The sequence below is a fragment of the Peijinzhouia sedimentorum genome, assembly GCF_049340005.1.
Taxonomy (GTDB): domain Bacteria; phylum Bacteroidota; class Bacteroidia; order Cytophagales; family Cyclobacteriaceae; genus CAXBDP01.
The window spans coordinates 89,590-101,505 of sequence record NZ_JBMPIY010000014.1 but is presented as its reverse complement, the minus strand read 5'-3'; the positions used below and the strand labels follow the sequence as shown (position 1 = coordinate 101,505).

Annotated in this window: 11 protein-coding genes; 6 read left to right on the top strand and 5 right to left on the bottom strand. The window is 38.1% G+C overall.

What is annotated here, in order from left to right:
- Positions 1-138: 138 nt before the first annotated feature.
- The 4 genes from ACOXY8_RS15750 to ACOXY8_RS15735 all read right to left on the bottom strand — a co-directional run bounded on the left by ACOXY8_RS15750 (position 139) and on the right by ACOXY8_RS15735 (position 3,538).
- Positions 139-528, bottom strand: a complete 390-nt coding sequence (locus ACOXY8_RS15750; protein WP_458332569.1) for a hypothetical protein — start codon at positions 526-528, stop codon at positions 139-141.
- Positions 529-601: 73 nt separating this feature from the next.
- Positions 602-1,294 (bottom strand): hypothetical protein, encoded by a 693-nt coding sequence (locus tag ACOXY8_RS15745; RefSeq protein ID WP_458332568.1) that lies wholly within the window; start codon positions 1,292-1,294, stop codon positions 602-604.
- A gap of 14 nt (positions 1,295-1,308) precedes the next feature.
- Complete coding sequence (locus ACOXY8_RS15740) at positions 1,309-2,472, bottom strand: hypothetical protein (protein ID WP_458332567.1); 1,164 nt, start codon at positions 2,470-2,472, stop codon at positions 1,309-1,311.
- A 97-nt stretch (positions 2,473-2,569) separates the two neighbouring features.
- Complete coding sequence (locus tag ACOXY8_RS15735; RefSeq protein WP_458332566.1) at positions 2,570-3,538, bottom strand: KpsF/GutQ family sugar-phosphate isomerase; 969 nt, start codon at positions 3,536-3,538, stop codon at positions 2,570-2,572.
- Between the two features lie 87 nt (positions 3,539-3,625).
- On the opposite strand from ACOXY8_RS15735, the gene recQ reads away from it, so the two are divergent.
- The 5 genes from recQ to ACOXY8_RS15710 all read left to right on the top strand — a co-directional run bounded on the left by recQ (position 3,626) and on the right by ACOXY8_RS15710 (position 9,810).
- Positions 3,626-5,797: a DNA helicase RecQ gene (gene recQ, locus ACOXY8_RS15730; protein ID WP_458332565.1), complete on the top strand. Its 2,172-nt coding sequence runs from the start codon at positions 3,626-3,628 to the stop codon at positions 5,795-5,797.
- Between the two features lie 5 nt (positions 5,798-5,802).
- Positions 5,803-7,077 carry a phosphoribosylamine--glycine ligase gene (purD, locus tag ACOXY8_RS15725; protein ID WP_458332564.1) on the top strand — a complete coding sequence of 425 codons (1,275 nt, stop codon included), beginning with the start codon at positions 5,803-5,805 and terminating at the stop codon, positions 7,075-7,077.
- Between the two features lie 68 nt (positions 7,078-7,145).
- On the top strand, positions 7,146-8,441 hold the full coding sequence (locus tag ACOXY8_RS15720) for a PSP1 domain-containing protein (RefSeq protein WP_458332563.1): 1,296 nt from the start codon (positions 7,146-7,148) through the stop codon (positions 8,439-8,441).
- Positions 8,434-8,913 carry a gliding motility lipoprotein GldH gene (locus ACOXY8_RS15715; RefSeq protein ID WP_458332562.1) on the top strand — a complete coding sequence of 160 codons (480 nt, stop codon included), beginning with the start codon at positions 8,434-8,436 and terminating at the stop codon, positions 8,911-8,913. Before ACOXY8_RS15720 ends, ACOXY8_RS15715 begins: the two co-directional genes overlap by 8 nt.
- 99 nt (positions 8,914-9,012) lie before the next feature.
- Positions 9,013-9,810 (top strand): DUF3667 domain-containing protein, encoded by a 798-nt coding sequence (locus tag ACOXY8_RS15710; RefSeq protein WP_458332561.1) that lies wholly within the window; start codon positions 9,013-9,015, stop codon positions 9,808-9,810.
- Between the two features lie 9 nt (positions 9,811-9,819).
- Here ACOXY8_RS15710 and ACOXY8_RS15705 read toward each other — a convergent pair whose 3' ends face one another.
- Positions 9,820-10,635, bottom strand: coding sequence for an SDR family oxidoreductase (locus ACOXY8_RS15705; protein ID WP_458332560.1), 816 nt, complete (start codon positions 10,633-10,635; stop codon positions 9,820-9,822).
- A gap of 75 nt (positions 10,636-10,710) precedes the next feature.
- Between ACOXY8_RS15705 and ACOXY8_RS15700 the strand changes: the two genes are divergently transcribed.
- The gene (locus tag ACOXY8_RS15700) at positions 10,711-11,880 is read left to right on the top strand and encodes a trans-sulfuration enzyme family protein (protein WP_458332559.1); all 1,170 of its coding nucleotides are present in this window, start codon (positions 10,711-10,713) and stop codon (positions 11,878-11,880) included.
- Positions 11,881-11,916 lie beyond the last annotated feature (36 nt).

Below are 11,916 nucleotides of genomic sequence, written 5' to 3'. Positions count from 1 at the left end.
TAAGCGTGATTTTATCCTCTAATATACTATTTAATATATTGATATACAATGTTTAGTGACCTAAATGAGTAACCCTATCTTAGTTTTAATAGTGAGAGGAAATGAATTTCATAAAATAAAGGAATGAGAAATCAATAATTAATTCTCTACTATTCTCAGTTTGTAGATTGTAACCACCTCTGGTTCTTCATCAAGAATATTCACATTTTGCGAAGCCCAAATATTCCCAAATGGATCGACTATTTCCAAATCAGTAAGCTTCTGTGGAATGGGTAATACATCACTAACTAGCCTCCCATCTTTTAGGATGATTACTTTTCGAGGGTTTACCTTTTCATACACTTCCTTGTCATAGTTTTCACGGTTTGAGCCGAACAAATCAATTGCTTTTTGCTCAGGGATTCCTGATCTATAAGAGATAATATCCAATCCATTTGTATGAAGTAAACCTAATGGCGCCCCAGGCACTTCTCGCATTTTCATTTGCTCTTCTAAACCCAATTCACCCAAGGAAAATCCTTTTAGCAATACATAATCGTCGTAAGGGATAGTGACTTTATCTATCTCATTACCCGAAGCATCAAAAGTGTAGAGAGTAGTGTCATTTACTACTATAGCTTTTGTTTCGCCGCAATGGGTTCAAACAAGGTTCTGATAAAATGAAAAGCTCTTTACCTGACTTGAACATACTCCCATCATGGAAATAGCCATAAGGTTCAATAGTCTCATTTTCCGGATCTACTAAGGAAAGGAGGTTATACTCATTGTAATACTCTGCTTCAGTAGATTTTTTTTCGGTCTTCGGACCATAAAATATTAAAAAATGGGGTCTAATATCCTTTTCTATTACTCTTAGGAACTTACTTCTTGAGGCAAGTATTCCGCCCAAACTAAGCGGGACATTTATTCTCTTCTTCACATTAAAATTCGCATCGTAAGTAACAATATTTCCAACACCCATCAATGCATATCCATCTTCAAAAAATGTGGCGGATATTAAAATAATGCCTGCACTTAATGGACCTTCACTTAAGTGTTCAAACTCCTTAATGATTTCTCCTTCTTGCGACATTACAAGGACCATTTGATAGTCGCCTTTTTTAGTTAATAATAGCAAGTTTCCATTTTCTGGATGTGCTGCTACAATCGAATGAGAACCAATAATCCTATCAATTTGCACAGAATCAATAATTTCAAGACTGTACTTACCTGAATGAGTAAAAGTTTGGTCTTGCTTGTCGCAGGAGTATAAAAACGCTATAGTAACAGCAAGAAAGAAAAAGTTAGCTTTCATTATAAATAGGTTTATCAATTCTCAATAATCCTTAATTTGTATAGTGTGATCACTTCAGGTTCTTGATCTAAGGCTTCGACATTCTGTGAAGCCCAAATATTACCTCCCGCATCTACCGCTGCCAAGTATCCAATTCTCTCAGGGAAAGGAATAATCTCACTAATAGCCTTATCATCTTGTGTAATCAAATATTTATTGGGCATTGTTTTTCGGAGCTTTACCCATGCTTCTTCATCTTTTCCATTGCCTGCAATCGCTTGTCTAGTACTAAGCGGGAGGCCAGAAGAATAAATAAAAACCTGTTTGTCATCGACTTGCAGAAAACTACGAATTGCACCACTGATTTCTCGAATTTCCTCTTGCTCGTCCAAGCCTTGATCGCCTAGACTATAGCCATCTTTGAGAACAAATTCATCGAATGGAATTTGATGAACGCTTACTTCCCCATTGATGGCCTCAAGGGTGTAAAGTAAATCTTCACTACTAATGACAGCTTTAACTTGCTCGCCAACTACCTGAAATCGGGTATCTAAGAAATAATGAGCCTTACCATTTCGGAATACGCTTGTTTCCGATAAGCTCCCTAAGGGTGAAAACTCTTCGGTTTCAGGGTCATAAATGCTTAATAGGTCATATTCTTGATAATATGCAGCTTCAGTATTGTTAATTTCTGTATGTGGGCCATAAAACATAACAAGCAATGACTTGCCTCTAATATTGAGAACTTGCAGATGGCGGAAACCCGGATAAGCCACCAAATTATAGCCCATCGGAATTCTATTCCTAGTTATTGGCTCAAAACGATTGTCTGTAATTAGCAGATAACCGAAGCTCCCCATTAGGGCAAAACCTTGCTCATAATAACAAGCAGATAAGAGAGTAGAACCGACTCTTTGTGGCCCTTCCGATGGCTGCTCAAAAGTTTGGAGGACAGTACCCTTAGCATCTACCTCCATTAATATTTGGCCTCTCCCCTTGCGCTGCATTAGCAGGATATTTCCATTTATGGGATGGATATCCTGTATGTAAGTTTCACTAGGAAGTGTTTGTATAATTAAGGAATCTACGACTTGAAGCTCAATATTGCCATCATTTACTTCAACATTAGAAATTTCTATAGAACCAGAATCACAAGCAAAAAGGAAAGCCAAAAAATATAGAAGGACTAAAATTCTCATAATTAAGGTCGATAAAATTATAATTTACAATTCGACCTCAATTAAATAAATATAAGTTAAATATGCACTATATGTTTAGTGGTTTTTTAATATCGAATTATACAATTCCCTCCCGCAATAGATCATGCAGGTGGATAAATCCGGCGATCTTACCTTCGCTCTTTACAACCAATTGGGTAATATTCTTTTCCTTCATTCTATTTAATGCTCTTACCGCATATTCCTCTTCATCTATACTTTGTGGATTTTCAGTCATTATATCTTTGGCTATCAAATTCTCAATAGACAAGTGCTTTTGCAACATTCTTCTTAAATCTCCATCTGTAATAATTCCAGTAAGGATACCATTTTCACCTAAAACAGCTGTCGCCCCTAATCTTTTGGTACTTATTTCAATAATTACTTCTCGTATCGAATCATTTTCTTTAACTATTGGCAATTGATCCTTTTGGTAAATATCATTTACTCGCATATATAATTGTTTACCCAATGCGCCACCAGGATGGTATTTGGCAAAATCTTCTGAGGTAAATCCGCGTGACTCAAGCAAACACACTGCTAATGCATCGCCAAGAGCCAAATGCAAAGTAGTACTTGTTGTAGGAGCCAAATTATTTGGACATGCCTCCTCTTTAATAGTGGCGTCCATTATGAAATCAGCTTGTTTGGCTAGATAAGAATCAATATTACTAACCAAGGCAATTAGTTTTGCCCCTCTTTGCTTTAGTAATGGCACCAAAACTTTAATTTCAGGCGTATTTCCACTTTTGGAAATGCATATCACAATGTCCTTTTCCTGTATCATACCAAGGTCGCCATGAATGGCGTCGGCAGCATGCATAAACAAAGATGGTGTGCCTGTGGAGTTCAAAGTAGCCACAATTTTCTGTGCAATGATGGCGCTTTTGCCAATTCCAGTAATTACAACCCTGCCAGAACCAGCCAAAATCTCCTCAACAATAGAAACCATGCTACCGTTTATCCTCAAAGAAGCTTCATTTATCGCTTCAGCTTCATTTTGTAAAACACTTTTGGCGGTTTCTATTATATTTTTTCTTAACTTCAAATAGTCCAAGGTATCAATAATTTTGTTTGCTCAAAGATACAACAATACCGAAATTTGAAGTTTTAAATTGAAATAAGTAGAACGTTTGTGGAGGATATTAAAAAATCATTAAAAGATGTATTTGGCTACGGGAAGTTCCGTGGGAATCAAGAACTCATCATCAGAAATATACTTGCAGGGAAAAACACCTTTGTAATTATGCCGACTGGTGCGGGAAAATCCATGTGCTACCAATTGCCAGCCATTGTAAGACCGGGTACAGCAGTAGTAATTTCACCTTTGATTGCATTGATGAAAAATCAGGTGGATCAGCTGAATGCAGTAGGAGTAAATGCCCAGTTTTATAACTCCACCCTTACCAAAGCGGAGATGAATCGGGTGCGAAAAGAAGTATTGGCTGAGCAATGTAAGCTATTATATGTAGCTCCTGAATCACTTACCAAAGATGAAACGGTAGAGTTTCTGCGCAGAGCAAATGTATCATTTGTAGCGATAGATGAGGCGCACTGTATTTCTGAATGGGGCCATGATTTTCGTCCAGAATACCGAAGAATAAAAACCATAATTGGGCAATTGGGCGATATGCCGATCATTGCACTCACTGCAACGGCTACACCTAAGGTTCAGGTGGATATACAGCGAAATCTCCAGATGGAAGACGCTGATATTTTCAAGTCTTCCTTTAATAGGCATAACCTATACTATGAAGTAAGACCAAAAACGAATACCAAAAAACAGCTGATTCGATATGTAAAAACCCATCCAAATAAGGCTGGGATTGTCTATTGCCTGAGTAGGAAAAAGACCGAAGAAATTGCACATTTGCTGAAAGTAAATGGTGTGAAAGCAGCACCTTATCATGCGGGTCTGGATCCAGATGTAAGAGTCAAAAATCAGGATGATTTTCTTAATGAAGAAGTGGACGTAATCGTTGCGACAATTGCTTTCGGTATGGGAATCGATAAGCCAGATGTACGATTTGTGATTCACTATGATACACCAAAGTCACTGGAAGGGTACTACCAAGAGACTGGTAGAGGAGGTCGCGATGGATTGGAAGGAAACTGTATCATGTTCTTCAGTCACAAGGATATTTCGAAACTAGACAAGTTCAATAAGGACAAGCCTGTAACAGAAAGAGAAAATGCGAGAATTCTATTGAATGAAATGGAATCCTATGCTACATCTACTGTTTGTCGCAGAAGGCAATTACTCCATTACTTTGGCGAATATTTAGGAAGTGATTGCGGATTTTGTGATAACTGCTTGAAGCCAAGAGAAAAATATGAAGGTGAAGAATACTTGAAGCAAGTGATTCAAGTAGTAGATGAAACCAAAGAAAGATTTGCTATACCACATTTAGCAAAAGTTCTCGCTGGCGAAACGGATGATTATATCAGCAGCTATGGGCACGATAAATTAAAAATATTCGGAGTAGGAAAAGAGTTTGATGTTATTTTCTGGCAGTCATTTATTCGTCAATCGATGATTATCGGATATTTACAAAAAGACATCGATAATATAGAAATAGTGAAGATTACTGATCGCGGGAGGGATTTTTTGGAGTCCAGCCATGCAGTCACTTACTATAGAGATCAAGATTTTTCGAACCTACCTGACGAAGAAGAAGAGGACACTAATAAGGAGCCTATGCAAACAAAGGCTCATGATGAAAAACTCTTCGAAATGCTTAAGGCACTTCGAAAAAGATTAGCCAAAGAGAAAAACCTCCCGCCTTACGTATTATTCCAAGATCCATCTTTGGAAGAAATGGCAACTATTTATCCAACTACCAAAGATGATCTTGCTCAAGTAAATGGAGTAGGTATGGGTAAGGTTTCTAAGTTTGGCACTCCTTTTCTCGATTTGATCAAGAAGTATGTAGATGAAAATGACATCATCACCATCTCCGATGTGGTGGTAAAAAGCTCATCTAACAGATCTAAAAACAAGATATTCATCATACAACAAATTGACCGAAAAGTAGATTTAGATGAAATTGCTGATTCCAAAGGCATGTCGATGGATGAGTTGATTCAAGAAATCGAGCACATCTGCTATTCTGGCACCAAACTCAATCTGGATTATTATATCAACGAGGTTTTGGATGAAGAAAAACAAGAAGAAGTTTTTGATTACTTCTTAAGTGCTACTTCAGACAAAATAAGTGATGCACTAGCAGAACTGGGAGACGATGATTACACAGAAGAGGACTTACGATTAATGCGCATCAAGTTCCTTTCTGAATACGCTAACTAACAATCATGAACATTTTAATATTAGGCTCCGGCGGAAGAGAGCATACGCTTGCTTGGAAAATATGCCAAAGCCCACTTTGTAAAAATTTATATATAGCGCCAGGAAATGCTGGAACAAAGGCAGTTGGTGAGAATATTGATTTGCAGGTTACTGATTTTGATGGTATTGCAAATTTCTGTTTAAGTAATCTAATTGACTTACTTGTAGTAGGTCCAGAAGAACCTCTAGTTAATGGAATTCGCGAGTTTTTGGAAGCAATTCCATCGCTAAGTACACTCAAAATAATAGGCCCTGGCAAAGAAGGGGCAACGCTGGAAGGAAGTAAAGATTTCTCGAAAGCCTTCATGCAAAGACATGGAGTCCCAACTGCTTCTTCACAGACATTCGATGCTTCGCAAATAGATGAAGCATTGGCTTACCTACAAAATCACTCGTTGCCAATTGTGCTTAAAGCTGATGGACTTGCCGCTGGCAAGGGCGTAGTAATTAGCGAGACGCATGAAGATGCCATTGCAACAATAAAAGCTATGTTACTGGACAAGCAATTTGGCGAAGCAAGTGCAAAAGTAGTGGTAGAGCAGTTTTTGAAAGGCATTGAGCTTTCTGTTTTTGTACTAACCGATGGCAAAGATTATGTGATCTTGCCGGAAGCAAAAGATTACAAAAGAATAGGCGAAGGCGATACTGGACTAAATACAGGTGGAATGGGTTCTATATCACCTGTCCCATTTGCCGATGCAGAATTTATACGTAAAGTGGATGAAAAAGTAATCAAGCCAACCATCGCAGGCTTACAGAAAGATGATATCCCGTACAAAGGCTTCATCTTTATTGGCTTGATGAATATGAACGGCGAGCCTTGGGTAATCGAATATAATGTACGAATGGGCGATCCTGAAACGCAATCTGTTATAGCGCGAATTGATAATGATTTGGTGGATTTGCTTCTTGCATGCGCTGAAGACAGATTGGCAAATTATCAAATGAATGTGTCTGAGAAAACTGCCGCTACTGTAGTATTAGTTTCGGAAGGCTACCCAGGCAGTTATCCCAAAGGTCGAAAAATATCAGGACTTGATGAAGAACACAAAGCCTTGATTTTCCATGCAGGTACCAAAGCATCTGAGACTGATGTGCTAACAAGTGGTGGCAGAGTATTAGGAATCACAGGATTGGGAAATGACATAAATGAAGCTTTAGAAATTGCCTACGCAAGCATAAATAAGATTCGTTACCAAGGAATGAATTTCCGTAAAGACATAGGAAAAGATTTGCTCTAAGCTGGAGCACTCAAACACGGAATGTTTAGAAAATTGACTAATTTGGTCGATTGATTAAAGGAAAGATTATGAGTGGATGCAATAGTTGCGGAACCAGTAATACAAGTGAAGGAGAAGTTTCCGGCTGCAAAAGCAATGGAACCTGTGGCACGAGTGGTTGCAACAAAATGAATGTTTTTGATTGGCTATCGGGCATGGATATTCCCATGGTGGATAGATACGATATAGTGGAAGTACGATTTAAGGGTGGTAAAAAAGATTATTTTCGCAATAGTAACAGAATTGATCTCACAACAGGCGATGCCATAGTTGTAGAAATGCCCTCTGGCGTGCATTTAGGTCACGTTTCGCTGATGGGCGAGCTGGTAAGATTACAAATGCAGAAGAAAAAACTGCGAGATAATGATGAAATTCTAAAAGTCCTTAGAATTGCCCACCAAAAAGATATTGAAAAAGCTCAGGAAGCAAAAAACCGTGAAGCAAATACGCTTTATAGAAGCCGCGAGCTAATCCAAGAGCTTAAATTGAATATGAAGCTTTCTGATATCGAATATCAGTCAGATTTGAGCAAAGCTACTTTTTACTATTCTGCGGATGATAGAGTTGATTTTCGTGAGCTGATAAAAACCTTGGCAGGTGAATTTAAAATACGCGTAGAAATGCGCCAAATAAGCCTAAGACAAGAGGCAGGAAGACTAGGTGGAATTGGATCTTGCGGTAGAGAACTTTGTTGCTCTACTTGGTTGAGCGATTTCAAAAGTGTGGGAACAAGTGCCGCTCGTTACCAAAATTTAAGCCTCAATCCTTCCAAGCTAAGTGGACAATGCGGGAGGTTAAAATGTTGCCTTAATTATGAATTGGACACTTATATGGATGCTCTTAAGGATATCCCAAATGTGGACGCTAGTCTGAGAACTGCTAAAGGTGAAGCTCGTCTGCAAAAAACAGATATTTTCCGTAAGATTATGTGGTTTGGATTTGCTGGTGATAACAATTGGTATCCTGTAGATACTTCTCGTGTGGCAGAAATTATAGAACTGAATAAAGCTGGTAAAACTCCTGACACCTTGTTTGAAGATAAACTTCACATAAACTTACCTGAAGGAAATAAAATTAACAGCGATTTGGATCAACTTGACAAGAAGTATCAAGGACCTGCAAAAAAGAAAAGAAAGAAGAAAAAGAAAAAACCAGCTGGAATCGGTGGGCAAGCTCCTGCAAATACTGGAAATCCAAAACCGAACCCTCCACAGAATACAGCACCCAATGCTGAAGGCTCTACAAAAACGCCTTCGAATAAATCGAGAAGACCGAAAAACAAGTATAGAGGTCCAAGAAAAAACAATAACTCAAGCAATGAATAAGGGAATTTATCTGATATTAACCCTTTGCTTATTTACCTTTTTCTCTTGTGATGCCAACAGACATTTCGAAGAAAATCAAGAGATGACTGAGCTGAACTGGTCCGAACAAAACCCAGTTCAGTTTGAGGTTATGATTGATGATAGCACGTTGGATTATAATCTGATTGCAAATATTAGAAATGGACTTGACTATCCTTATCAGAATCTTTATTTACAATGGCAAGTAGCTGATAGCCTTGGAAATACAATAGATACTGGTCTGCAAAATATTGACCTTTTTGATGCCAGAACAGGCAAGCCATTGAATAAAGGAATTGGAAGTATTAGCACAAATCAAAAGGCTTTTGTAGAAGGCTTTCAATTTCCTTATACTGGTAAATTCTCCATTCAATTGGAGCAATTTATGAGAGTACCCAATTTAAAAGATGTTTATAGCGTTGGCTTAAGGGTAGAAAAGGCTGAGCCTAAATAAATTTATTACCTCCCACAATTATCATTGTAAGTCGTACCAATTGTAGAAAAAAATTCCTTTATTTATGCCAAATAGTGGCGTATTAATAAATGGTTTTCAATGAACTGCATTAACTGTGAAAAAGCTTTAGGGATTGATAATAGATTTTGCTCTGCATGTGGCGGCCCAGTTATTACAAGAAGGCTCACTATGCGAGCTTTGTTTAATGAGATTTTTATTCGCTATTTTAGCTGGGACAATAAGTTCGTTCTGACTTTCTTAATGTTATTCTACAGACCCGAAGATGTCATCAATGGCTACATCAAGGGTATGAGAGTGAAATATATTAATGCGATCACTTATTTTTTTATTGCAGTTTCTATTTCAGGTATTCAGATTTTTTTGTTGCGTCAGGGCTATTTGGGAGAGATTGACTACGGATTCGAAAATCTTACTCAAGAAGGAAATCCCTTCGCTATGGAATCTACTCTAAATACAATCTTTGATTATTATTCATTTGTAGCTTTTCTAACGCTTCCAATTGTAGCCCTTATTTCCAAAATAGTTTTCTGGAAGTTTAAGAAATACAATTACATAGAGCATTTAGTAATTTACTTTTATACCTATTCACAAACTTCCATAATAGGTGCCCTATTAGGTATTGTGGTCTTATTCATCACACAGGATTTCTTTCTCGTTAGTATTTTACTATATCCAATGATGATTGGCTATCATATATTCGCTTTAAGAAGGGTTTTCGATCTCAGCTACAAGCAAATTTTTATAAAAACCTTAGTTTTTATTGGAGTTGCTTTATTGATCTACATTATCCTGGTAATCATTTTCGCCATTGTTTATATAATAATCATGAGCCAGAATGGAGAATTAGAAAAGCTCCAAAAAATGAACACGCAATAAGCAATCAAGCTATTTCAAAGGGCTATCCTTTTCATTCTTCATCACATTATACACGATTTTATCCATTCGGCCTGGCATCCATTTATTGAGGAATACCGCCAATTTGCCTTGGGTTGTCAGCACGATTTCGCGTTTATTCTTACGCATGGCATTAAGTGTATATTCAGCAACTTCCTCAGCACTCATCATTTTTGTTTCCTCCCGCGGCGATTCGCCTTGGGATTTACCTTTTGCATTCAATGCTGCATTTCTGATGTTCGATTCAGTAAAGCCCGGGCAAACTACCAAAGTTTCTACTCCTCTATTCATAACCTCTGTGCGTAGTGATTCCATAAAGCCATTCATAGCAAATTTAGATGCAGTATAGGCCGTACGAGCCGGTGTTCCTCTATATCCATTTATTGATGATATGGCCACAATTGCGCCCTTATTTTCGATAATTGAAGGCAAACAAAATTTGGTGGCATACACGGCTCCATACAAGTTGGTATCCATCACTTGGCGAAATACATCCAAGCTCAAATCCTCAAAAAGAGCACGCATACTGATCCCGGCATTGTTTACAAGTACATCTATTCTTCCAAACTTAGCCAATACGGCTTTGGCCATTGCATAATTGTCTAGTTCCGAAGCCACATCTGCCAAAATGGGAAAATGCTCATCAGTGATTGCGTCAATTTCCTTTGCTGCAGCCTCAAGTTTTTTTTCATTACGCCCTGTATAGCAAACAATTGCACCTTCTTTAGCAAATGCTTTTACAAGCGCAAGCCCAATTCCTGATGTAGCTCCTGTTACAATTATTACCTTATTCTCGAAATTCTTCATTGCTTTGTAAATACTGAATGTATAAAAGTAGAAAAAGCTAGATAACAACATTACATTTACCGCAAAAATCATTCTATGGAAACGTCTCGCATTATCAATCACCTCGGAGAAAATAGAGAAGAATATTACATGGCAGCCACGCCTCCCATCGTAGCATCGGCTAATTTTTGTTTCCATACAGTAGATGAAATGCGGGAGGGTTTAGCACATGAATCCGAAATTCCTTTTTACACGCGTGGGAATAACCCTACAACCAATGTGCTTCAGAAGAAAATGGCTGCATTGGAAGGCACCGAGGAATGTCTTGTTTTTGCGTCAGGAAGCGCAGCAGTTTCCGCGGCAGTTATGGCGAATGTGCAGCAAGGTGATCATATCATTTGTGTGAAAAAGCCTTATAGCTGGACCAATAAGTTATTAAACCTTTACCTCCCGCGTTTTGGCGTTTCTGCTACAATGGTAGATGGTACCCGAGCTGAGAACTTTGAAGCTGCCATTCAGCCCAATACAAAATTGATCATTCTGGAAAGCCCAAATAGCTGGACTTTCGAATTACAAGATGTACCTGCCGTTGCTGCAATTGCCAAAAAGCACGGCATCACTACCATTATGGACAATAGCTATTGCACTCCCATCAATCATAAGCCTGCTGATTATGGAATAGACATTATTTGCCATAGTGCTACAAAATATATTAGTGGACATAGCGATGTAGTAGCCGGCATATTATGTTGTAGCAAGGAGATGTATCTGAAGATTTTCGCGACTGAATTTATGACGCTGGGTGGAGTAATTTCTCCATTCAATTCATCCATGCTTTTGCGTGGATTGAGAACCTTACCCATTCGATTGAAGCAGGTGGCAGAAAATACAATGCCTGTAGTTGAGTTTTTAGAAAATCACCCTATGGTGGACAAAGTATTCTATCCGTTCATTCCTTCCCATCCACAATACGAATTGGCTAAAAAGCTCATTAAAAATCCGGGAGGACAATTTTCCATTACCCTAAAAACTGAAGATCCGAAACAAATTGAGACCTTCTGTAATAGCTTAGAGCTATTTCTTATGGCATGTTCTTGGGGTGGCTTCGAATCGCTTATCTTTCCTGCCATTACATTATACAGCTCCGAAAACTATCAAACCAAAGATCTGCCAATCAATATGATCCGCTTCTATGTAGGGTTAGATGATAAGGACGAATTAATTGCTGATTTGCAACAAGCTTTTGATAAAATGAAAAATGCTTGAGGTTTAATTACTAACCCCAAGCATTCTACTTCAAAA

Excerpts from the sequence above, each read along its gene's own strand:
- ACOXY8_RS15745 (WP_458332568.1), bottom strand. The coding sequence starts at position 1,294 with ATGAAAGCTAACTTTTTCTTTCTTGCTGTTACTATAGCGTTTTTATAC.
- ACOXY8_RS15740 (WP_458332567.1), bottom strand. The coding sequence starts at position 2,472 with ATGAGAATTTTAGTCCTTCTATATTTTTTGGCTTTCCTTTTTGCTTGT.
- purD (WP_458332564.1), top strand. The coding sequence starts at position 5,803 with ATGAACATTTTAATATTAGGCTCCGGCGGAAGAGAGCATACGCTTGCT.
- ACOXY8_RS15720 (WP_458332563.1), top strand. The coding sequence starts at position 7,146 with ATGAGTGGATGCAATAGTTGCGGAACCAGTAATACAAGTGAAGGAGAA.
- ACOXY8_RS15715 (WP_458332562.1), top strand. The coding sequence starts at position 8,434 with ATGAATAAGGGAATTTATCTGATATTAACCCTTTGCTTATTTACCTTT.
- ACOXY8_RS15710 (WP_458332561.1), top strand. The coding sequence starts at position 9,013 with ATGAACTGCATTAACTGTGAAAAAGCTTTAGGGATTGATAATAGATTT.
- ACOXY8_RS15705 (WP_458332560.1), bottom strand. The coding sequence starts at position 10,635 with ATGAAGAATTTCGAGAATAAGGTAATAATTGTAACAGGAGCTACATCA.
- ACOXY8_RS15700 (WP_458332559.1), top strand. The coding sequence starts at position 10,711 with ATGGAAACGTCTCGCATTATCAATCACCTCGGAGAAAATAGAGAAGAA.